Annotated in this window: 22 protein-coding genes; all 22 read right to left on the reverse strand. The window is 60.3% G+C overall.

Features of this window, described 5'->3' with window-relative positions; all coding sequences use genetic code 11:
• Positions 1-37: 37 nt before the first annotated feature.
• Positions 38-691, reverse strand: coding sequence for a 30S ribosomal protein S3 (gene rpsC, locus OES25_05690; GenBank protein MDH3627132.1), 654 nt, complete (start codon positions 689-691; stop codon positions 38-40).
• A 3-nt stretch (positions 692-694) separates the two neighbouring features.
• Positions 695-1,078, reverse strand: coding sequence for a 50S ribosomal protein L22 (gene rplV / locus OES25_05695; protein ID MDH3627133.1), 384 nt, complete (start codon positions 1,076-1,078; stop codon positions 695-697).
• Between the two features lie 15 nt (positions 1,079-1,093).
• On the reverse strand, positions 1,094-1,372 hold the full coding sequence (rpsS, locus tag OES25_05700; GenBank protein ID MDH3627134.1) for a 30S ribosomal protein S19: 279 nt from the start codon (positions 1,370-1,372) through the stop codon (positions 1,094-1,096).
• Positions 1,373-1,392: 20 nt separating this feature from the next.
• Positions 1,393-2,220 carry a 50S ribosomal protein L2 gene (gene rplB, locus OES25_05705; GenBank protein MDH3627135.1) on the reverse strand — a complete coding sequence of 276 codons (828 nt, stop codon included), beginning with the start codon at positions 2,218-2,220 and terminating at the stop codon, positions 1,393-1,395.
• 24 nt (positions 2,221-2,244) lie between these two features.
• A complete protein-coding gene (gene rplW / locus OES25_05710) occupies positions 2,245-2,547 on the reverse strand; it encodes a 50S ribosomal protein L23 (GenBank protein MDH3627136.1) in 303 nt (100 codons plus the stop codon).
• A complete protein-coding gene (rplD, locus tag OES25_05715) occupies positions 2,544-3,170 on the reverse strand; it encodes a 50S ribosomal protein L4 (GenBank protein MDH3627137.1) in 627 nt (208 codons plus the stop codon). The genes rplW and rplD overlap by 4 nt, the downstream gene beginning before the upstream one ends.
• A gap of 8 nt (positions 3,171-3,178) precedes the next feature.
• A complete protein-coding gene (gene rplC, locus OES25_05720) occupies positions 3,179-3,844 on the reverse strand; it encodes a 50S ribosomal protein L3 (protein ID MDH3627138.1) in 666 nt (221 codons plus the stop codon).
• A 25-nt stretch (positions 3,845-3,869) separates the two neighbouring features.
• Positions 3,870-4,193 carry a 30S ribosomal protein S10 gene (gene rpsJ / locus OES25_05725; GenBank protein MDH3627139.1) on the reverse strand — a complete coding sequence of 108 codons (324 nt, stop codon included), beginning with the start codon at positions 4,191-4,193 and terminating at the stop codon, positions 3,870-3,872.
• 116 nt (positions 4,194-4,309) lie between these two features.
• Positions 4,310-5,497 carry an elongation factor Tu gene (gene tuf / locus OES25_05730; protein ID MDH3627140.1) on the reverse strand — a complete coding sequence of 396 codons (1,188 nt, stop codon included), beginning with the start codon at positions 5,495-5,497 and terminating at the stop codon, positions 4,310-4,312.
• Between the two features lie 31 nt (positions 5,498-5,528).
• Positions 5,529-7,595: an elongation factor G gene (fusA, locus tag OES25_05735; GenBank protein ID MDH3627141.1), complete on the reverse strand. Its 2,067-nt coding sequence runs from the start codon at positions 7,593-7,595 to the stop codon at positions 5,529-5,531.
• A 116-nt stretch (positions 7,596-7,711) separates the two neighbouring features.
• Positions 7,712-8,182: a 30S ribosomal protein S7 gene (gene rpsG, locus OES25_05740; protein MDH3627142.1), complete on the reverse strand. Its 471-nt coding sequence runs from the start codon at positions 8,180-8,182 to the stop codon at positions 7,712-7,714.
• Between the two features lie 27 nt (positions 8,183-8,209).
• Positions 8,210-8,584, reverse strand: coding sequence for a 30S ribosomal protein S12 (gene rpsL / locus OES25_05745; GenBank protein ID MDH3627143.1), 375 nt, complete (start codon positions 8,582-8,584; stop codon positions 8,210-8,212).
• Between the two features lie 141 nt (positions 8,585-8,725).
• The gene (gene rpoC, locus OES25_05750; GenBank protein MDH3627144.1) at positions 8,726-12,922 is read right to left on the reverse strand and encodes a DNA-directed RNA polymerase subunit beta'; all 4,197 of its coding nucleotides are present in this window, start codon (positions 12,920-12,922) and stop codon (positions 8,726-8,728) included.
• A gap of 18 nt (positions 12,923-12,940) precedes the next feature.
• Positions 12,941-17,407: a DNA-directed RNA polymerase subunit beta gene (rpoB, locus tag OES25_05755; protein ID MDH3627145.1), complete on the reverse strand. Its 4,467-nt coding sequence runs from the start codon at positions 17,405-17,407 to the stop codon at positions 12,941-12,943.
• A 150-nt stretch (positions 17,408-17,557) separates the two neighbouring features.
• Positions 17,558-17,932: a 50S ribosomal protein L7/L12 gene (gene rplL, locus OES25_05760; protein ID MDH3627146.1), complete on the reverse strand. Its 375-nt coding sequence runs from the start codon at positions 17,930-17,932 to the stop codon at positions 17,558-17,560.
• 77 nt (positions 17,933-18,009) lie between these two features.
• On the reverse strand, positions 18,010-18,537 hold the full coding sequence (rplJ, locus tag OES25_05765) for a 50S ribosomal protein L10 (protein MDH3627147.1): 528 nt from the start codon (positions 18,535-18,537) through the stop codon (positions 18,010-18,012).
• Positions 18,534-19,238 carry a 50S ribosomal protein L1 gene (rplA, locus tag OES25_05770; GenBank protein MDH3627148.1) on the reverse strand — a complete coding sequence of 235 codons (705 nt, stop codon included), beginning with the start codon at positions 19,236-19,238 and terminating at the stop codon, positions 18,534-18,536. The genes rplJ and rplA overlap by 4 nt, the downstream gene beginning before the upstream one ends.
• A 23-nt stretch (positions 19,239-19,261) precedes the next feature.
• Complete coding sequence (gene rplK, locus OES25_05775; GenBank protein ID MDH3627149.1) at positions 19,262-19,687, reverse strand: 50S ribosomal protein L11; 426 nt, start codon at positions 19,685-19,687, stop codon at positions 19,262-19,264.
• A 24-nt stretch (positions 19,688-19,711) separates the two neighbouring features.
• Positions 19,712-20,347 carry a transcription termination/antitermination protein NusG gene (nusG, locus tag OES25_05780; protein MDH3627150.1) on the reverse strand — a complete coding sequence of 212 codons (636 nt, stop codon included), beginning with the start codon at positions 20,345-20,347 and terminating at the stop codon, positions 19,712-19,714.
• Entirely contained in the window at positions 20,344-20,550 is a 207-nt protein-coding gene (gene secE, locus OES25_05785) for a preprotein translocase subunit SecE (GenBank protein ID MDH3627151.1), read from the reverse strand. The genes nusG and secE overlap by 4 nt, the downstream gene beginning before the upstream one ends.
• A gap of 19 nt (positions 20,551-20,569) precedes the next feature.
• Positions 20,570-20,719 carry a 50S ribosomal protein L33 gene (gene rpmG / locus OES25_05790; protein MDH3627152.1) on the reverse strand — a complete coding sequence of 50 codons (150 nt, stop codon included), beginning with the start codon at positions 20,717-20,719 and terminating at the stop codon, positions 20,570-20,572.
• A 15-nt stretch (positions 20,720-20,734) separates the two neighbouring features.
• Positions 20,735-20,862: elongation factor Tu (gene tuf, locus OES25_05795; protein ID MDH3627153.1), on the reverse strand; the 128-nt coding region annotated here is incomplete at its 5' end.

Genomic DNA, 20,862 nt, shown 5'->3' on the forward strand with positions numbered 1-20,862 from the left:
TACGACTTTCCACGATTCTCAGTGTCTTCACGACGTCCTAGCGGGCCGCAGTCTTGGCGATCTGAATCTCGCGGGATTCACCGCGATAGATCCAGACCTTGATTCCGATAATTCCGTACGTCGTCTTCGCTTCGGCAAAACCGTAACCGACGTCCGCACGAAGCGTGTGCAAGGGCAACTGACCTTCCAGGTACCACTCGGATCGAGCGATCTCGGCTCCACCCAGACGGCCGCTGACGCGGACCTTGACACCCTTGGCACCGAAACGCAGCGCGGACTCGACGGCCTTGCGCATGGCCCGTCGGAATGCGACGCGACGAATGAGCTGCGTGCCGATCGCCTCGGCGACGAGCTGCGGATCGACCTCCGGCTTGTCGATCTCGAGGATGTTGATGAACACCTCGCGATTGGTCCGCTTGCGGATCTCTTCTTTCAGTCGATCAACTTCCGCGCCTTTTCGGCCGATGATGATTCCCGGTCGAGAGGTGTGGATGTTGACGCGCAGCTTGTTGGCGGCGCGCTCGATCTCGATCTGCGAGACTCCGGCGTGGCCAAGCTGCTTCTTGAGGTCATCACGAAGCTTCAGGTCCTCGTGCAGGAGCTCCGAGTACTTTTTCTCGGAGTACCAGCGCGATCGCCAGGTCTTGTTGATGCCGATTCGAAAACCGTACGGATTTACTTTTTGACCCACGACCTAACCTCCCGAAACAGCGCTATCGTCTGAAGCGTCATTCTTCTTGCCACCGATGATGTCGAGATCAAACGTGATGTGACAGGCACGTTTGATGATCGGGAAGATGCGTCCCATCGCGACGTGGCGAGATCGGCGCATCGGAGGCGCCTCGTTCACCAGGGCACGTGAGATTCTCAACTCATCGACATCGACGTTGGGGTCCGCCTGCTGGGCGTTTGCCACCGCAGACTTCAAGAGCTTCTCTAGGTCCCGCGCCACCAACTTGGGTGAGAAGTGCAGGATGTTGAGGGCCTCCCCGACATTCTTTCCACGAACCTGGTCGACAACTCCACGCGTCTTCTGCGCGGAGACTCCCAGGTATTTTCTTTTTGCCGTCGCGATCACGGTCTACCTCCGAACCTACCGACTCGAGGTCCCGCCGCGACCGGCGTGACCTTTAAAGGTGCGGGTGGGCGCGAATTCGCCCAACTTGTGCCCGACCATATTCTCTGTGATGTAAACCGGAATAAACTTCTTCCCGTTGTGTACGGCGATGGTGAGCGACACCATCTCCGGTGTAATCGTCGAGCGGCGCGACCAGGTCTTGAGAACCTTGTGATCGTTCTTCTTGGTCTGCTCTTCGACCGCTTTCTCGAGCGAACGATCGATGAACGGACCCTTTGAAACGGAACGTGTCATGGCGAAGCCCTTCCTCTCGACTACTTGCGACCGCGGCGGCGAACGATCATGTCGTCCGTGCGCGGGTTGTTACGAGTTTTCTTGCCCTTGGTCGGGACACCCCAGGGACTTACCGGATGTCGGCCTCCGGAGGTTCGGCCTTCACCACCACCGTGGGGATGATCGACAGGGTTCATGACCACGCCGCGGACCGTCGGACGGCGACCCAGCCAGCGACTGCGACCCGCTTTACCGATGGATGCGTTCTCGTGGTCCAGGTTCCCTACCTGCCCGATGGTTGCGTAGCACTCCGCCAGGATCTTCCGCATCTCGCCCGAGGGCATGCGCAAGAGAGCGTGACGACCTTCCTTTGCGATCAACTGCGCCGAGGTACCGGCGGAACGGCAGAGTTGGCCGCCCTTACCGGGGCGCATCTCGATATTGTGGAGGGGCGTACCTAACGGGATCGCCTTCATCGGCAGGCAGTTGCCCGGCTGGATATCGGCTTCCGGCGAGGAAAGGATCGTCGTGCCGACGGCCAGGCCGTTCGGCGACAGGATGTAGCGTCGCTCGCCATCCGCATAGCAGACGAGGGCGATATCGGCGGATCGGTTGGGATCGTACTCGACGGTCTCGACCTTCCCGGGAATTCCGATCTTGTCTCGGCGAAAATCGATGACACGGTAGCGGCGCTTGTGCCCACCACCTTGATGTCGTACCGAGATCTGCCCCTTGTTGTTGCGGCCGGCCTTCTTGGTCAGCTTCCGCAGCAACGGCTTGTGGGGCTCGTTCTTACCCGATGAGTCGCGCACCATTCGAGTCATGTGCCGACGCCCAGGACTCGTGGGTTTATATTTCTTGATGGCCATCAAATACCTCGGTCTATCGACCTATCAACCGGCGTCGAAGAATTCGATTTCGCCTGAGTCCGGTGTCAGCTGGACCCAGGCCTTCTTCCAGTTCGGGCGTGAGCCCAGGAACCGGCCCATTCGTTTTGTCTTTCCAAGCACTCGCGCAGTCCGAACCGTCGCTACCTTGACGTTGTCCTTCACAAACAGCTTCTCGATCGCTGCGGCGATTTCGAGCTTGTTGGCGTTGGGGTGCACACGGAAGCAATACGTGCCGTTCTTCTCCCGGAGAATCGTCGATTTCTCCGTGATCAGCGGCTGACGTACGATCGAGAATTCGTTCTTCATCGCGCCAGTACCTCCGCCATTGTCTGAAACGCCGACTCCGAGATCACGATGTGGTCGTGATTCAATAGATCGACGATGCTGACGCCCAACGCCCGCGCCGACGTCAGTCGGGGGTTGTTGCGAGTCGCCAGCTCGAGATTGCGCTCGGCGTCGCGGGCAACGAGCAGCGTCTTGCCCTCAAGGCCAAGACCCGTGACGGCCTTCTCCAGGGCGCCGGTCTGATGACTGGCGAGCTCGAGGGACTCGAGGCAAATGATTTTTCCCTGCCGCAGATTCTCGGCCAGCGCCGAGCGCAGCGCGTTGCGACGCATCTTGCGTGGCATCGACCACGAGTAGTCCCGCGGCTGAGGACCGTGCACGACGCCGCCGTGACGCCACAGCGGCGAACGGTTGTCGCCGGAACGGGCCCGGCCGGTTCCCTTTTGACGCCACATTTTCCGCGTTCCGCCCGAGACGTCCTTGCGGTTCTTCGTCTTATGGGTACCCGCACGTCCGGCCGCCTGGTACGCCAGGACCGCCTCGTAGATCAGGTGGTTCTTCAATGGATAGTCGGCAAGAACGGGATCGACCTCGATCGTCCGCACCGTCTTGTTGTCCCAATTCTTGACAGCAACTTCAGCCATCATTCACCTCAGTCCTTGGCGCCCGTGCCGGTATCCGACAACGAGCGACGCACGACGACTGCAGAGCCCGGAGCACCGGGAACGGAGCCACGTACCAGCAACAGGTTTTTTTCAGAATCGACACGGACCACCGTCAGTCCCTTACAGGTAATCCGCTTATTGCCCATCTGTCCGGGGCCCTTCATGCCCTTCATGACCTTCGACGGTGTCGCCGACTGCCCGATGGATCCCGGAGAGCGATGGAACATCGAACCATGAGAGGCGTTACCGCCGCCAAATCCGTGACGCTTGATGACGCCCTGGAAGCCCTTGCCCTTGCTCACGCCGATTACATCGACCTTGACGATACCTTCGAAGATATCGACGGCGATCGCATCGCCGGGTTTGGGTGCGTCGTCCGCATCGGCATCGCCGACGAGCGGGAACTCACGACGGAGACGGGTCGGCGGGACGCCGGCCTTCTCGTGATGCCCCTTCTGCGGCTTGTTGGCCTTCTTGGCGGCCTTCGGATCGACGAGTCCCAGCTGTACGGCGTCGTAGCCGTCCTTCTCACTGGTCTTCTTCTGCACGACGACGCACGGACCGGCTTCGATCACGGTGACCGGAGTCACCTTGCCGTTGTCCTCGAACAACTGCGTCATCCCGATTTTTCTTCCGATAAGTCCTTCGATCATCTATCAACTCCCGCGTGCACGACGGCTACGCAGACTGCCCGAACGCTTTGATCTCAACATCCACACCTGCCGGCAAATCCAGCTTCATCAGTGCGTCCACCGTCTCCGGCGTCGGCTGGAGGATGTCCAACAGACGCTTGTGCGTTCGAATCTCGAACTGCTCACGCGACTTCTTGTCGACATGAGGGGAACGCAGAACCGTCCACTTGTTACGGACGGTCGGTAGTGGGATCGGTCCCACTACCTGAGCGCCTGTACGGCGAGCGGTATCCACGATCTCGGTTGTCGATTGATCGAGGATCCGATGGTCGTAGGCTTTTAGCCGGATTCTGATCTTCTCGTTCACCATGCTATTCCTGACTCGCGCCCTGTGGCGTGAGCTACTTGCGGTGTCGGGTAACGCGTTCCCAGCAGTGGGCAGCCATCATCCGAAGCCACGTTTCTAACGACAGGCATCAAACACCTCTACTCGACGATCTCAGTGACGGTGCCTGCACCCACGGTGCGTCCACCCTCACGGATGGCAAAGCGCAGGCCCTTGGTCATCGCGATCGGCGTTAACAATTCCACTTCGATCGTCACGTTGTCCCCCGGCATCACCATCTCGGTGTCGCCAGGCAGGTTTGCCGTTCCGGTGACGTCCGTCGTCCGGAAGTAGAACTGCGGTCGATAGCCGTTGAAGAACGGAGTGTGTCGACCACCCTCCTCCTTCGTCAGCACGTAGACCTCACCCATGAACTTCGTGTGAGGAGTGATCGATCCCGGCTTCGCCAGCACCTGACCACGCTCGACATCCGTTCGCTCCGTACCACGAAGCAACAGACCGACGTTATCGCCGGCCTCACCGGAGTCCAGCAACTTCTTGAACATCTCGACTCCCGTGACGACCTTCTTCTGCGTGTCACGGATTCCGACGATCTCCACTTCCTCGCCGACCTTCACGATGCCCTGCTCGATGCGACCCGTCACCACCGTGCCACGACCCGAGATCGAGAAGATGTCCTCGACCGGCATCAGGAACGGTTGATCGATGGCACGCTCCGGCATCGGGATGTAGGAGTCGACCTCCTTCATCAGGGCGACCACGCCGTCCTGCGCGTCGGCATCGCCCTCGAGGGCCTTCAGCGCCGACACACGACAGATCGGAATGTCATCGCCCGGGAACTCGTAGGCGCTCAGCAGCTCACGTACCTCGAGCTCGACCAGGTCCAGCAGCTCCGGGTCGTCCACCATGTCGACCTTGTTCATGGCGACGACGATCGCAGGCACACCCACCTGACGGGCAAGCAGGATGTGCTCGCGGGTCTGGGGCATCGGGCCATCGGCCGCCGACACCACGAGGATCGCCCCGTCCATCTGCGCCGCACCCGTGATCATGTTCTTGATGTAGTCCGCGTGACCCGGGCAATCGACGTGAGCGTAGTGACGCTCGTCCGTCTGGTACTCCACGTGCGCCGTCGCGATCGTGATACCGCGCTCGCGCTCTTCCGGTGCATTGTCGATCGAGTCGAACGAACGCGCCGTTACCGTGTCGTCGCCTTTGGCAAGCGTCGACGTAATCGCAGCCGTCAACGTCGTCTTTCCGTGGTCCACGTGACCGATCGTTCCCACGTTAACGTGGGGCTTTGAACGATCAAATTTTTCCTTGGCCATCGCTGCAGTTCCTCCTGAATGCCTTACAAGCTCAACCGTTACCCGCTACGCCCGCTACCCGTGCGACGACATCGTCGCCAACGGCACGAGGGACCGGATCGTAGTGAGAAAAGTGCATGGAATAGTTGCCACGTCCCTGAGAGAACGAACGTAACGCCGTCGCGTAGCCGAACATCTCCGCCATCGGCGCTCTTGCGTCGAGCACCTGCAAGCCCGCCCGGGTGTCGACACCCTGTATACGGCCGCGACGTTCGTTGAGGTTTCCGATCACATCGCCCACGTAGTCTTCGGGGACAACGATCTCGAGTTTCATCACAGGCTCGAGCAAGACGATACCGGCCTTGTGGCAGGCATCTCGAAACGCAATCGAGGCCGCTTTCTTGAAGGCGACGTCCGACGCGTCGGCCCCGCGGGACGATCCGTCCTCAAGGACGACGTCGATGTTGTTCATCGGAAAGTCGGCAAGGAGCCCGCCCTGCATCGATTCCTGGATGCCGGCACGAATCGCAGAGATCGACTCGCGCGGGATCGCGCCACCGACAGTCTCGCTACGAAACACCATCTCCTGCGTGTCGTCCGACGGAGCCACGCGAAGCCGCACGTAGGCATCCCGGTCGCGGGCGTCGGCCGACGCCTCACCGAGGATCGTCTCGCGATAGGCCACCTGCGGCTCGCCAACGATGGCGCTGACCTCGAACTCTCGTCGCAATCGATCGACCAAAACCTCGAGGTGAAGCTCGCCCATTCCGGCGATGACGGTTTGGCCGGAGACACGATCGACCTGAACCTTGAACGTCGGATCCTCGCGGGAGAGTCTGGCCAGCGTGGCGTCAAGCTTCTCCTGATCGAGCGCCGTACGCGCCTCGAGGACAAGTCGAATAACGGGCTCCGGGAACTGCATCGCCTCGAGCACGATCGGTGTCTCCGGGTCGCAGATCGTGTCCCCCGTCGCCGCCAGACCAAGACCGACGACGACAGCGATATCACCTGCCCCGACACGGCCCAACTCCTCTTGCCCGTCGGCGTGCAACTGCAACAGTCGACCGACACTTGCGGACTTGCCGCGAGCGGGGTTATAGACCTCGTCGCCACGGGAGAGGGAACCGGAGTAGACTCGGATGAACGCCAAGGAACCCACGACGGGATCGGTCGTGACCTTGAAGACCAACGCGGAGAAGGGCTCCGCGTCGGCAGGCATGCGTGAGAGTGTCCCGTCGACTGCCCCGACGGCGGCCAGCGGGTTTGCACCCTCGACCGCCGGCATATCAAGCGGAGACGGCAGGTAGTCGACGACGGCATTCAGCAGCGGCTCGATGCCCCTATTTCGGAAGGCGCTACCACACAGGACCGGCGTGAAGGACAGGCCGATGGTTCCGCGTCGTAGAACCTGGTGGATCCGTTGGGTGGTCTGCGGGTCCGAGACCTGATTCTCGCCGGTCAGTTCACCGGCCAGGTAGCTTCCCATCAGTTCGTCGTCAATTTCGCACAGCGCCTCGAGCAGTCGCTCACGGCCACGGGAGGCAGTATCGGCGAGCTCTTCCGGTGTGCGGATCGGATGAAGCTCTGCGGCGTCACGCCACTCGTAGGCTTGCAGCGTGACCAGATCGATGAACCCGCAGAAGGACTCACCGGAGCCGATGGGCATCTGAATCGGAAGCGGACGGGCAGCGAGGCGATCGACCATCTGGCGGCAGACGGCATCGAAATCGGCGCCCGCACGATCCATCTTGTTGACGATGGCGATCCGGGGCACCTCGTAACGGTCGGCCTGTCGCCAAACCGTCTCCGACTGCGACTCGACGCCACCGACCGCACAGAAGACGGCCACCACGCCGTCGAGGACGCGAAGCGATCGCTCGACCTCTGCGGTGAAGTCGACGTGACCCGGAGTGTCGATGATATGGATGCGCGTATCGCGCCAGAGGCAGGTGGTCGCGGCGGACGTGAGGGTGATGCCCCGCTCTTGGGCCACCCAGTCGATCGTAGGATTTGACCCGGTGAGAAACAGAATCCGCTCTGTCGTCGTCGTTTTACCGGCGTCGATATGGGCCATCAGGCCGATATTGCGGATTTGCTCCGGGGGAGTCGTCCGTGCCACTTCAAAGAACCTTGCGCCCTCACAACCAGGTCGTGAGCCGCGAAACTTCGGCCGATAAACTCGACCGCAAACCTCACCTGAACTACGTGTCTTCCGTGCCTAACTGACCTACTAACCTACCAGCGGAAATGAGCGAAAGCCTTGTTGGCCTCGGCCATCCGATGAGTATCTTCCTTCTTCTTGAACGCATTGCCGCGACCGTTGGCGGCGTCGAGAATCTCGTTGGCGAGCTTGTCTCGCATCGATTTCTCCGAACGCTGCCGAGAGAAGCTGATCAGCCAACGCAGGGCCAAGGCCATTCGACGGCTGGGTCGGACCTCGATCGGCACCTGGTAGTTGGAACCGCCGACGCGACGAGACTTCACCTCGAGGGCGGGCTTGACGTTGTCCACCGCCCGACGAAACACCTTCAACGCGTCATCACCGGCTCTCTCCTGAACCGTGGTCATGGCGCCGTAAAAAATCCCCTCCGCCGTGGAGCGCTTGCCATCCAGCATCATGCAATTGATGAACTTCGTCACCAACGGCGATTGATACAACGGATCCGGCAAGACCTTCCGTTTGGGGACATTTCCTCTACGAGGCATCGATCTCTCCTACCCTGGCCGTTAGCGTTACGACTTCGGCCGCTTGGCGCCGTACTTCGAACGGCTCCGTCGTCGATCCTCGACGCCCACGGCGTCCAGGGTTCCTCGGATTACGTGATAGCGAACACCCGGCAGATCCTTCACACGTCCACCCCGAATCATCACGATGGAGTGTTCTTGAAGGTTGTGCCCGACACCGGGGATGTAGGTCGTGACCTCGATCCCGTTGGTCAGACGAACGCGTGCAACTTTACGCAGCGCCGAGTTCGGCTTCTTGGGAGTCGACGTGTACACGCGAACACAGACGCCCCGCTTCTGGGGGCAGGTATTCAGGGCCGGACTCTTGGTCCGGGACTTGATGACCTTGCGTCCCTTACGGACTAACTGATTGATCGTCGGCACGTGTCAAAGCTCCTGTCAGGCACCAAACCCCGCTCGTCCGTCGGCACGACGTACGACCCGGGACATCGTTCTGGGGTGCAAAACCTCGAGAGTCTAGCAGACACCCCGGAGGGCTTTCAAGGTCCGCCAACTCGGGGGTTTTCAGCTCCCCGGTTCTGCTCCCGCTGCCGCGGCGGCAGCCTGTCGAATCATCTCCGCAAATCGATCGGTATCGAGGTCCATTTCGCCCTCGCCGCCCTCTTCGAAGCGGGGCTCCTCCATCGGAGGGGGTCCATCGGGCTCGATCTGGATATCGGTGTAGGTGTCCATCCCGGTTCCCGCCGGAATGAGCCGTCCCATGATCACGTTCTCCTTGAGCCCCCTCAGGAGGTCCACCTTGCCGGAGATCGAGGCCTCGGTCAGAACCCGGGTCGTCTCCTGGAAACTGGCCGCCGAGATGAAGGACTCGGTGGCCAGACTGGCCTTGGTGATTCCCAGAAGCAACGGCCGGCCACGGGCCGGGACGCCGCCGTCCTCGAGGACTCTTTCGTTCTCGCGGACGAAGCGGAATCGGTCGACCTGCTCGTCAACGATAAACTCGGTGTCACCCGGATCCTCGATCTTGATCCAGCGCATCATCTGACGAATGATCACCTCAATGTGCTTGTCGTGGATCTGCACGCCTTGCAGTCGATAGACCTCCTGAAATTCCCGCTCACCGAGAATCTCCAGGATCTTGTGCGGGTCCTTGGGACCATCGGTGAACGCGTCACCGGCCACAACGGACTCCCCTTCCTGAACGGTAACGTGCATGCCCCGGGGAATCGCGTACTCGCGTTCCTCGCCATCATCGGTTCGGACCAGCACCTTCCGCGAACCCTTGACGATGTCCCCGTAGTGAACGACGCCGTCGATCTCGGCCATCTCCGCCGGTTCCTTGGGGTGTCGAGCCTCGAACAGATCGACCACGCGTGGTAGACCACCGGTGATGTCCTTGGTCTTCGTGGTCGCTCGCGGGATCTTCGCCATCACGTCGCCCTCGCGGACGGCGACGCCGTCCTGGACCATGACGATGGCGTGGACCGGCAGGAGGATCTTTCGCTGGGAATTCCCCTCTGCGTCGCGAATCAGCAGTTGGGGGTGTCGCTTCTCATCCTGCGACTGCACGATCACCTGGCGAGAAAGACCCGAGACCTCCTCGACCTCTTCCTTCATCGTGACACCCGCTTCGATGTCGTGGAACTCGATGGTGCCCGCGATATCGGTCAGGATCGCAAAGTTGTAGGGATCCCACTCGGCAAGCTTGGTACCGGACTCGATGTGCTCACCGTCACGGACCTCAAGAATGGCACCGTAGACGATATTGTAGCGCTCGCGCTCTCGACCCTCGCGATCGCGAATAACGACAGCGCCATTGCGGTTGATCGCAACCGGTTTACCTTCGCGATTGTCCACGGTCTTCAGATTCTCGTAGTAGACCTGACCGGCATTGCGGATCTCGATCCCGCTCTGCTCGTCGATACGCGCGGTACCACCGATATGGAACGTCCGCATCGTGAGCTGCGTACCGGGTTCTCCGATGGACTGGGCAGCGATGACGCCCACCGCCTCGCCACTTTCGACCTCGCGACCGGTCGCGAGGTTACGTCCGTAGCAGCGAACACAGACACCGCGTTCACATTCGCAGGTCAGCACGGAGCGGATGCGAACCGTCTGAAGCCCCGAGTCCTGCACGGTGGTGGCCAGATCCTCGTCCACCATCCCGTTACGAGCGACGAGAATCTCGCCGTTCCCCGGGTCAATGATGTCCTCGAGAGCCACACGACCGACGATGCGATCACGCAGATCCTCGATGATCTCACCGCCCTCTTCGATTCGACTGACCTCGATGCCCTCACTGGTCTGACAATCGTCCGCGGAGATGATCACATCCTGCGAAACGTCAACGAGGCGTCGCGTGAGGTATCCGGAGTTGGCGGTCTTGAGTGCGGTATCCGCCAGACCTTTTCGAGCGCCGTGAGTCGAGATGAAGTATTGCAGTACGTTCAGCCCCTCGCGGAAGTTTGCGGTAATCGGTGTCTCGATGATCTCGCCCGAAGGCTTGGCCATCAGGCCGCGCATTCCGGCAAGCTGTCGCATCTGCTGCTTACTGCCACGGGCACCGGAATCGGCCATCATCAGGATCGGGTTGAACTCGTCGTTTTCCTTCTCGCGACGGGTCATCTCCTTGAACATGGCCTCGGAGATGCGCTCGGTGGCATCGGACCAGATCGAGATGACCTTGTTGTAGCGCTCGCGATTGGTGATCAGACCGTCAAGGAACTGCTGCTCGACGGTGATCTGCTCCTGACGAGCTCGATCCACCATGTCGACCTTGGTGGGCGGCACGACCATGTCGTCGATCCCGATCGAGATGCCGGCCCGAGTCGCATAGATGAAGCCAAGCTCCTTGAGCTTGTCGACCAACTCCACGGTCATGTGGATGCCATGCCGCAGGTAGACGTAGTGCACGAACGACTGGAGTGCCTTCTTGCGTAGCGAGCCGTTGACGAAAGGCAACCCCTCGGACAGCGCGTTGTTGAACAACACGCGACCGACGGTCGTCTGCAGGCGATAGGCTTCGACGGTCTGCTCCGGAGCACGGACCACGTTGTCCTGTTCCTTCGGCGGCAGCGTCGTCAGATCGATGAGGTTGCCGCTGTAGCGCAACGTAATCGGCGTCAGCGTCTCGACCTCGCCGGCCTGATAGGCCAGGAGCACCTCCTGCTGAGAGCCGAACATGCGGCCGGCACCCTTGGCGCTGGCCTTCTCCTGGGTCATGTAGTAGCAACCCAGAACAATGTCCTGACTGGGGTTGACGATCGGCAGTCCGTTGGACGGACTGAGGATGTTGTTGGTCGACAACATCAGAACCATTGCCTCGATCTGCGATTTCGCGGACAACGGAACATGGACCGCCATCTGGTCGCCGTCGAAGTCCGCATTGAACGCGGTACAGACCAGCGGGTGAATCTTGATCGCCTTGCCCTCGACCAGGACCGGCTCGAAGGCCTGAATGCCCAGCCGATGCAGTGTCGGGGCCCGGTTCAAGAGCACCGGGTGCTCCTTGATGACCTCTTCGAGATAGTCCCAGACCTCGGCACTCTCCATCTCGACCATTTCCTTGGCGGCCTTGATGGTGGTGACGAGCCCCTGCTCCTCGAGCTTGTTGTAGATGAACGGCTTGAACAGCTCCAGCGCCATCTTCTTCGGCAGCCCGCACTGGTGGAGCTTGAGATCCGGCCCAACGACGATGACCGAACGACCGGAATAGTCGACACGCTTGCCCAGGAGGTTCTGACGAAAACGCCCCTGCTTGCCCTTGATCGTGTCGGACAGAGACTTCAACGGTCGGTTGTTGCTGCCACGCAGGACACGACCGCGACGACCGTTGTCGAAGAGTGCATCGACGGCTTCCTGTAACATACGCTTCTCGTTGCGCACGATGACATCCGGAGCCTTCAGATCCAGAAGCTTCTTCAATCGGTTATTGCGATTGATCACGCGACGGTAGAGATCGTTGAGATCGGAGGTCGCGAACCGACCGCCGTCGAGCGGTACCAGCGGCCGGAGCTCCGGCGGGATAACCGGAACGACGTCCAGGATCATCCACTCGGGTTGGTTCCCCGACTTACGGAAGGCATCGACAACCTTCAGTCGCTTTGCAAACTTTAGCCGCTTCTGCTGCGACGTCTCGGTCCGCATCAGCTCGCGCATTTCCTTGGCCAGGCTCTCGATGTCGAGACGGGCGAGGATCTCCTTGATCGCCTCGGCGCCCATGCCGGCCTGGAAGCCGTCCGGATATTTGTCCTGTAGCTCGCGATACTGCTCTTCGGAGAGGACTTCCTTCTCCGTCAGCTCGACGGCTTCGCCGGGATCGATGACGACGTAGGCTTCGAAATAGAGGATTCGCTCCAGCTCGCGGAGCGTCATGTCCAGCAGATGCCCGATTCGGCTCGGAAGACCCTTGAAAAACCAGACATGGCTGACAGGGCTCGCAAGCTCGATGTGTCCCATTCGCTCGCGACGCACCTTGCTCTGGGTCACCTCAACGCCGCACTTGTCACAGACGACGCCGCGATGCTTCATCCTCTTGAACTTTCCGCAGAGACATTCCCAGTCCGTCACCGGGCCGAAAATCCTTGCGCAGAAAAGTCCATCACGTTCCGGTTTGAACGTTCGATAGTTGATCGTCTCCGGCTTCGTTACCTCGCCGTAGGACCAACTACGAATCTTCTCCGGACTCGCGAGGCTGATGCGAATCGCACTGAAGTCGTTAATGGTCTTCGCTTTGTCGAAGAGGAATGGCGGTCTATTCATAAATTCCCAGCTCCCAGATCAAAATGCCGAGACCTCAGGGGTCCCGCCTTGATCGCTCAGAAGTTCGACATCGAGACAAAGACTCTGAAGCTCACGAACGAGAACGTTGAACGACTCCGGAAGTCCGGGCTCTACCGCAGACTCACCCTTGACCAGCGCTTCGTAGATCTTCGTTCTGCCGTAGACGTCATCGGACTTGACGGTGAGCAGTTCCTGCAGGATGTGAGCGGCGCCATACGCCTCGAGAGCCCACACCTCCATCTCACCGAAGCGTTGGCCACCGAACTGCGCCTTACCGCCCAGCGGCTGCTGGGTAATCAGCGAGTACGGCCCGATCGAACGCGCGTGGATCTTGTCGTCCACCAGATGGGACAGCTTGATCAGATAGATGTAACCGACGGTCACCAACTGCTCGAACGGTTCGCCGGATCGGCCGTCCCGAAGCGTGATCTTGCCCGAAGTCGGTAGACCGGCCAGCGTTAGCTGCCTCTTGATCTCCTCCTCGTGCGCACCGTCAAAGACCGGCGTTGCATAGCGAATGCCGTCTTTGTAGTACTTCGCAAGCTCGATGATCTCGTCGTCGCTTGCGTTCTCGACCTGATCGCGGGTCACCTTCTGCGGGAGTGCACTTAACAGTCGTTGCCGCAGGTCCGCCGCAGCCTTGCTGCGCTCCTGTGCCAGCCTCTCGGTGATCCAGCGGCCGTGTTCCGAACCCGCCCATCCCAGATGGGTCTCGAGGATCTGGCCCACGTTCATTCGCGAGGGCACGCCAAGCGGATTCAGGACGACCTCGACCGGCGTTCCGTCCGGCAAATACGGCATGTCCTCCACGGGCAACAGTCGGGAGATGACACCCTTGTTGCCGTGGCGGCCGGCCATCTTGTCGCCGACGCTCAGCTTGCGCTTCATCGCGACGAAGACCTTGACCATCTTGATCACACCGGGAGCCAGTTCGTCTCCCTTTTGCATCTGCTCAATCTTTTCCTTGTTGAGTTGACGCAGGATGTTGATCCGCTTCTTGGTTCGCTCCTCGATGCGATAGATCTCTTTGACCTTGGAGGTCTTCGTCGGCTTGATGATGCATCGGCGAAGGTCCTCGGTGTCCATCCCCGACATGACCTGGCGGGTCAGAACGGTTCCGGCTTCGAGAAGGGCGCTTCCACGTCTTCGATCGCTGAGGGGCTCGGTCAGCGCCTCGCTGTCCAGAAGCTCGATCAGTTTTTTGCGATCCTCCTCGTTGAGGATCCGGATCTCATCCTTGAGATCCTTCTCGAGACGTTCGATCTGCTCCTGCTCGATCTCGCCGGCGCGACTGTCCTTCTCCACGCCCTTGCGGCTGAAGATCTTGACATCGACGACGATCCCGTCGACCCCGGGAGGCGCGTTGAGGGATGCGTCGCGGACATCGCCAGACTTCTCGCCGAAGATCGCGCGGAGGAGCTTCTCCTCCGGCGTCAGCTGGGTCTCTCCCTTGGGAGTCACCTTGCCGACCAGGATGTCGCCGGGTTTGACACGGGCACCGATACGGATGACACCGGCCTCGTCGAGGTCCTTGAGGAAATCCTCGGAGACATTGGGAATGTCCCGGGTGATCTCCTCCGGCCCCAGCTTGGTGTCTCGAGCCTCGACGTCGAACTCCTCGATATGGATCGAGGTGAAGACGTCCTCCCGGACACAGTCTTCGGATACGAGGATCGCATCCTCGAAGTTGAAACCGCGCCAGGGCATGAATGCGACCAGAATGTTTCGTCCCAGCGCCAGCTCGCCACGCTCGGTGCAGGGGCCGTCAGCCAGCACCGTGCCCTCCTCGACACGTTGTCCTTCTCGGACGATCGGACGCTGATTCATGCAGGTGTTCTGGTTGGAACGCTTGAACTTGACCAGCGAGTAGATATCTGCGCCGAAGTCCTCCTGCCCCATCGCACCTACGCGGACGATGATGCGCTGAGAGTCGACGATATCGACGATGCCGGCTCGCTTGCAGACGACGACGGCACCGGAATCCCGCGCCGTGATCGACTCCATGCCGGTGCCGACGAAGGGTGCCTTCGGCTTCACCAACGGCACGGCCTGCCGTTGCATGTTGGAACCCATCAGCGCACGGTTGGCATCGTCGTTTTCGAGAAACGGGATCAGGGATGCAGCCACCGAAACAAGCTGCTTCGGCGAGACATCGATGTATCCGACATCCTCACGCGGAACCAACTTGAACTCGCCGGCCTTTCGCGCGTTGACCCGTTCGTTCTGGAACGAGCCATCGTCACCGAGATGTGCGTTGGCCTGGGCGATGGTCTCGCGGTCTTCCTGATAGGCCGACAGATAGAACGAATGCGCCACGGCCTCCGGAGCAAGTTTCCCGGAGTCGACGACCTTCTTCCTTTGCACCACGAAGTCGGCGGCGGAGACCACGTCGTCCAGCTTGTACTGACTCTGCCCCGTTCGCGTCACGCGGACGAAATCGAGCACACGGCCCGATTCGACCCTGCGGTACGGCGACTCGATGAACCCGTAGTCGTTGATCCGGGCGAAACAGGACAACGACGAGATCAGGCCGATGTTGGGTCCTTCAGGCGTTTCGATGGGGCAGATACGCCCGTAGTGAGTCGGGTGAACGTCGCGAACCTCGAAACCGGCCCGCTCTCTGGATAGACCCCCCGGCCCGAGGGCGGACAGGCGACGCTTGTGAGTCACCTCCGAGAGTGGGTTGGTCTGATCCATGAACTGGGACAGCTGACTGCTGCCGAAGAACTCCTGGATCGCCGCCATGACCGGTTTGGCATTGATCAGGTCGTGAGGCATGGCGGTCGTCATCTCCTGATAGACCGACATCTTCTCCTTGATCGCACGCTCCATCCGGACGAGGCCGATTCGGAACTGGTTCTCGAGAAGCTCACCCACGCTACGCACGCGACGGTTACCGAGGTGATCGATATCGTCGATGTCGCCCTTGCCCTTCTTGAGCTTCAGCATGTAACGCAGGACCTCCACGAAGTCCTCGCGGGTGGGAGTGCGATCCTCGCCCTTCTCCCAACGCTCGCGGACGTCCTCCGCCCAGTCCTCGGGACTGACACCGTAGATCTTGGTGTTGAACTTGAGGCGACCGACTTTCGAAAAGTCGTAGCGGGTCGGGTCGAAGAACATGCTGTTGAACAGCGTTCGGGAAGAGTCCGGCGTGGGCGGATCACCCGGGCGCAGACGTCGATAGATCTCGATCAGGGCTTCCTGCTGGTTCTGGACCGTATCCTTGGCAAGCGTGTCGATCAGGGTGTCACCCACGTCTTCCCGCTCCGGGAAGACCGCTTCGAACTCTCTGATCCCACGAGCCTGCAGATCGATCAGTGCCTCGTCGGTGAGAGGCTTGGCGGCCTCGACGACGACCTCTCCGGTCTCCTCGTCGACGATGTCGTGAACGGAGAAGGCTCCCTCCGCCTCGGTGTCGGCGACCGGGATCCACGTCAAGCGGGCCTTCTTGAGGTCGGCAAGAGTCTCCGCACGGATCCGACGATTCTTCTTGATGACCTCTTTGCCACGAGCGCTGACCGTCGAGCGGACCTTGCAGTTGAGCAAGCCGTCGCCGACCTTGAAGTCAAAGTGGCCGTCCTTGATCCGCACCACGACGGGCGAATAGAAGGTCTCAAAGATTGACGGGATGTCATCCACACCAAGCGCACGCAAGAAGATCGTCGCGGGGAATTTTCGTTTCCGATCGATTCGAACGTGAAGCACGTTCTTGGCGTCGGTCTCAAACTCGACCCACGAACCGCGGTACGGAATCACCTTCGAGAGGAAGGTCGTACGATTGGCATCGGACTGGAAGAAGACGCCGGGACTTCGATGGAGCTGCGAGACGATGACCCGCTCGGTTCCATTGACGATAAACGTCCCGTGCTCGGTGAGCATCGGGATCTCGCCGAAGTAGACTTCTTGTTCCTTGATGTCGCGGATCGTACGCGCCTCGGTGTCCGGATCCTTGTCGTAGACGACAAGCTGGATCGTCACCTTCAGCGGGACCGTATAGGTCTGTCCACGCTCCTGACACTCCTCAACGTCGTACTTGAACTTGAGGGCGACAGGATCGCCGCAGTCATCACACTCGCGAACGGTGACGGCCGTCAGGTTCCCGCAGTTGGCGCAGGTCACCTCGCCCTTGCGGGCGTCGGGGACCACCAATCGATGTCCACAGAACGTGCACTCGCTACGGAGATGCTCGATGCCGCGCAACTCACCACATTTGCATTCCCAGTTGCCGATCGTGTAATCGACAAACTCCAGGGAACAGGTCTCGCGGAAGTCTCTAATCGGGAAGATGGACTTGAAGACCGCCTGCAGACCGATGTGGTCGTCGCGATCGGCCGGAGCCGTACGCATCTGTAGGAACCGCTCGTAGGAGCGCTTCTGGACTTCGATCAGGTTCGGGATCGGAATCGCCGCCTTGATCTTTGAAAAATCAGCCCTGGTGCGGGCAGCTGTCGAGTTCTCGGACATGGTGCTGGATACCCCTAGCTGGGATCGTCAGCCGACGACACCAACCATCAAGTGAAGCATTGGCAACCGGACGTTGGGTCCGGACACCCTCACGCGGACAACAGATCGGTTCGGGATCCGTCGCCGGCGGCAGCGGGCCGAAGTCCGTGGTTACTTGATCTCGACGGTGGCACCCACGTCTTCGAATTTCTTCTTGATCTCTGCGGCCTCCTCTTTCGTGGTGGCTTCCTTGATCGCCTTGGGTGCGCCGTCGACCAGATCCTTGGCCTCTTTCAGACCCAGGCTGGTGACTTCACGGACCGCCTTGATCACGTTGATCTTCTTGGCGCCGACTTCCTTGAGAATCACGTCGAACTCGGTCTGCTCTTCGGCTGCCGCTTCCCCGCCGGCGGCACCCGCAGCCGCCATCGCGACCGGAGCTGCGGCGGAGACGCCCCATTTCTCTTCGAGCATCTTGACGAGGCTCGACGCTTCCATCACGGTGAGCTCGCTAAGGTTCTCGCTCAGTTTTTCCAGATCGGCCATCTTCCCATCTCCTTCGATTTCATCTTTGCTTCCCCGGCTTGCCGGGCATAACTAATTAATGGTCTTCGTTAACAGGCCTAGGCGTCCGCCGCGGCCTCTCCTTCTCGTGCATCAATGACTCGGGCAAGTTGCGTACCGGGCGTCTGAACCAGACGGACCAGGGTCGTCGCCGGCGTGTTGATCAAGGCCAACAGCTGGGCGCGCAATTCCTGCAGACCGGGCAGCTTCGAAAGCTGCGTGAGGCCTGCCGTGTCGAGGAGATCCTTCCCTTCCACGACTCCTGCCAGCAACCGGACTTCCGGGTTCTCCTTGGCGAAGGTGGCGAGGGACTTCGCCAGCGCCACCGGGTCGTCTGCATGGGTTGCCATGGCACACGGCCCCGAGAAGTCTCCGGCCAGTTTCTCGGCCGTCGTACCGGCTGCGGCCAGCTTGGCCAGCCGATTCTTGATCACGCGGTATTCGCCACCGGCGTCGCGGACCGAGTTTCGGAGGCTGTTGACCTGGTTCACGGTCAACCCGCTGAACGTCGCGAGAACCATATGGGGGTTCTCCTCGAAGGTCTTCTTGTAAGTTTCTACGGCTTCAATTTTTTCGGCGCGATTCACGACTTACCTTCCAGTTCCGCTTCGCCGGCGTCCAGGGATAATCCCGGCCCCATCGTCGACGTGATATGGACGGACTCGATGTACTTGCCTTTGGCTGCTGAGGGCTTGGCCTTGGTCACGGCCCGCAACAACGCGCGGGCGTTGTCGACCAGCTTCTCGTCATCGAAGGACAGTTTGCCGACCGGTACGTGGATATTCGCGGTCTTGTCAACGCGAAATTCGACCTTACCGGCCTTGACCTCGTTGACGGCCTTGGCGACGTCAAAGGTGACCGTACCGGTCTTAGGGTTCGGCATCAGTCCTCGCGGGCCGAGGACTCGACCGAGCTTGCCGACCTCACGCATCATGTCGGGTGTGGCGACGACGGCGTCGAACTCCGTCCAACCACCCTGAATCTTCTCGACCATCTCTTTGCCACCCACGAAATCGGCGCCGGCCTCCTCGGCCTCCTTGGCCTTCTCACCCTGGGCGATGACCAGGACGGACTTGCTCTTGCCGATTCCGTGAGGCAGGACGATGGTCCCACGAACCATTTGATCCGCATGACGCGGGTCGACGCCCAACCGCAGGCTGACCTCGACGGTCTCGTCGAACTTCGCGTAGGCCACGCTCTTCAGCTTTCCAACCGCGTCAGAAAGCGAATGATCACGCTTCTCGACGGCCTCTGCTGCCTTGTTGTAGTTCTTGCCGTGTTTCGCCATCTTCGTCTCCAGCCTCGCGGCTCTTATCCCTTGACCTCGATACCCATCGATCGCGCGCTACCGGCAATGATTTTCCGTGCGGACTCGATAGAGGAACAGTTGAGGTCGGGCATCTTCGCCTGGGCGATCTCGTCGACCTGCGCCATCGTCACCTTCCCGACCTTGTCGCGATTCGGAACTCCCGACGCCTTCTGTAGACCCGCCGCCTTCATCAGCAGCGTCGATGCGGGCGGCGTCTTGGTGATGAACGTGTAGGAGTGATCCTGATAGACCGTGATCACCACGGGGGTGAGGATGCCGCCATCCTTTGCGGTCCTGGCGTTGAACGCCTTGCAGAAGTCCATGATGTTCACACCGTGTTGACCCAGCGCGGGACCGACCGGGGGAGCAGGCGTCGCCTTCCCCGCCGGAATGTGCAGCTTGATCAACCCGACTACTTTCTTTGCCATGACCTACTCGCTCCGTGTGCCGCGTTACGGCTTTTCGACCTGAACGAACTCCAGCTCCACCGGAGTTGCTCGACCGAAGATCGTTACCATCACCTTCAGCGTCGAGCGGTCCTCGTTGACCTCCTCGACCTGCCCTGTGAAGTTGCTGAATGGACCGTCCATGATCCGAACCGCGTCGCCGACGCTGAATGCCAGCTTCGGTTTCGGCTTGTCCGCAGCCACGGAAATCTGATTGACGATCCGGTCGACTTCCTTCGTGCTAAGCGGTACCGGTTTGGTTCCAGTACCGACAAATCCCGTCACCTTCGGCGTGTTGCGGACCACATGCCATGCGTCGTCCGACATCACCATCTTCACCAGCACATAGCCGGGGAAGAACTTCCGGGTCGAGCGAATCTTCTTACCGTCACGGATCTCGACCACTTCTTCCGTGGGGATGAGCACCTCTTCGATCACCCCGGCCATGCCCATCGCCTCGGCTCGCTGCATCAGGCTCTCGCGAACCTTCGCCTCGAAACCCGAATACGTGTGGACGATGTACCACTTCTTGCCGTCGTCGACTTTCGCGGCGGGCTCGGCCTTGGCGGACGGAGCCGTGCCGGCAGCCTCAACCACGTCGGGGGTCCGCGTCTCGTCTTGACCGTTCACAGGTTCCGTCATTCGGTAAACGCCTTGAAAATCGAAGCCATACCCTTGTTCAGCATGAGATCGACGATCCAGAGATAGGCCGCGCAGATCAACACGGTCACGATCACGACGATCGTCGTACCGGTGACCTCTTTCTTGCCGGGCCAGGTCGTCTTCTTGAGCTCGACCCAGGTCTCCTGGGCGAACAACCTGAATTTCTTGAGACGGTCTAACACTTGAGCTTCCTCGCCTCGCCTATCGGGTTTCTTTATGAGCCGTGTGAGAACGACACCAGCGACAGTACTTCTTGAACTCGAGTTTGCCGGTGGTGGTCTTCTTGTTCTTCGTCGTCACGTAGTTCCGACGCTTACAATCCCCACACTGCAACTGAACGTTATCTCGCATCTGGTGTCGCCTCTCTTACTCGACGATCTCAGTGACGGTGCCTGCACCCACGGTGCGTCCACCCTCACGGATGGCAAAGCGCAGGCCCTTGGTCATCGCGATCGGCGTTAACAATTCCACTTCGATCGTCACGTTGTCCCCCG

This window comes from Acidobacteriota bacterium (assembly GCA_029861955.1).
Classification (GTDB): domain Bacteria; phylum Acidobacteriota; class Polarisedimenticolia; order Polarisedimenticolales; family Polarisedimenticolaceae; genus JAOTYK01.